Below are 1,504 nucleotides of genomic sequence, written 5' to 3'. Positions count from 1 at the left end.
TCGGGCGCGGTGAGACCGGCACGGATCTGCGCCTGGATGTCTCGCGGACTCGCGGCGAGGCGTTGCGCGGTCGGCTCGCTCTGGCGCGTGGCCCGGCGGAACTCGCGGTGCAGGACGTCGTCGATGGGCAGCGCGAACCGCTCGCCCGACTCGGTCGCGAGTACGAGCACTCCTGCTTCTGTGCCGACGATGGTGACGTTTTCCATGCGAATGCCCCTCTGATGGGTGTGCGTTCATGGTGTCACGGAGGGCCGCTCCGACCCGGGAATACTCTGGGCGTGCCGTGAGTTTGGTCTGTCGCAGCCCCGGGCATTTGCTTATTCGTTCGTGGTCATGCAAACTATGGCCGCCGATTACCCCGACGGCGCACCACCCACTCGCATGAAAGTGGAGATTCACCACATGGCAACCGACTACGACGCTCCCCGCAAGAGTGAAGACGACTCCGAGTCGATCGAAGCCCTCAAGGAGCGTGTGCCGGACAAGAGCTCCGGCTCCACGGGAGACGACGATGCGGACAATCCGTCCAGCTTCGACCTTCCCGGAGCCGATCTCTCCGACCTCGAGCTCGATGTCGTCGTGCTGCCCGCGCAGCAGGACGAATTCACCTGCATGAACTGCTTCCTCGTGAAGCACCGTTCGCAGCTCGATCATGAGGGCTCCTCCGGCCCCATCTGCAAGGAGTGCGCCGCCTGAGCGCACTCGAACGAGATTCCACGCGCCCCCGACCTCTCGGTCAGGGGCGCGTTGTCTTTCTCCGCCAGCAGCGCACACGAGGCGGCGGGCGCCGTCGTACGCACCCCGCACGGGGTCGGCTGCGAGGGACGCCGGTCAGCCCTGGGCGGCGATGATCGCCGCGGCGAGACGATCCGGGGTCCGCGAGGAGATGGTCCAGGTGGTCACGGGGTCGTCGGCGTCGATGTTCGGCACGACGACGATGCCGTCGATGCCGCCACGGATCAGGTGCCATCCTCGGGCGGGCAGTCCGGGGCCGCGCGCCTGGCGCGCCTCTTCGCCGCTCAGCGCGGTGGGGGATCCGAGGTGTCTGACGTCGATGTGTGCTCGACCGGCGGTCAGGACATCGCCCTCGACGGCGACGACCGGGTTGAGCGCGATGAACGCGATGACGAGCAGGCCCGACACCGCGGCGCCGGCGACGAGAGCGACGGTCGAGCCGACGGGCACGAAGATGAGTGCCACCATGGGGCCTGCGAGTGCGACCGTCACCAGCAGCCACAGGCTGGGGGACAGTCTCTCGCGGTAGCGGGTCCGCGCGTCGGGAGTGATCTTCTGCATTAGCCTCGGGGGGTGACTGAATCCGTTGATGTCCCCATTATCGCCTCTGTGCTCCCCGGTTATGCGCATCCCGGCGACGCGGGAGCCGATCTGGTGGCCGCGGAGGCCGTGCATCTCGAGCCCGGAGAGCGTGCGCTCGTGGCGACCGGCGTGCGCATCGCGCTCCCCGACGGATACGCCGCGTTCGTGGTGCCTCGCAGCGGCCTGG

Annotated in this window: 4 protein-coding genes; 2 read left to right on the top strand and 2 right to left on the bottom strand. The window is 68.0% G+C overall.

Annotated features, from left to right (window positions below):
* The coding region (gene sepH, locus J7E68_RS19295; RefSeq protein WP_215175152.1) for a septation protein SepH at window positions 1-206 on the bottom strand (206 nt) is incomplete at its 3' end.
* A 196-nt stretch (window positions 207-402) separates the two neighbouring features.
* Here sepH and J7E68_RS19290 point away from each other — a divergent pair.
* On the top strand, window positions 403-696 hold the full coding sequence (locus J7E68_RS19290) for a DUF4193 domain-containing protein (RefSeq protein WP_215175151.1): 294 nt from the start codon (window positions 403-405) through the stop codon (window positions 694-696).
* 135 nt (window positions 697-831) lie between these two features.
* Here the strand turns inward: J7E68_RS19290 and J7E68_RS19285 are convergent, their stop codons facing one another.
* Window positions 832-1,296 (bottom strand): DUF3093 domain-containing protein, encoded by a 465-nt coding sequence (locus tag J7E68_RS19285; protein WP_215175150.1) that lies wholly within the window; start codon window positions 1,294-1,296, stop codon window positions 832-834.
* 12 nt (window positions 1,297-1,308) lie between these two features.
* Here J7E68_RS19285 and J7E68_RS19280 point away from each other — a divergent pair.
* Window positions 1,309-1,504 (top strand): dUTP diphosphatase (locus J7E68_RS19280; protein ID WP_396652527.1); only part of this gene is annotated, 196 nt, incomplete at its 3' end.

The sequence above is a fragment of the Microbacterium sp. ISL-103 genome, from assembly GCF_018613995.1.
Lineage (GTDB): Bacteria > Actinomycetota > Actinomycetes > Actinomycetales > Microbacteriaceae > Microbacterium.
The sequence above is the reverse complement of the archived record's forward strand: the minus strand, read 5'-3'. Positions and strand labels throughout refer to the sequence as shown.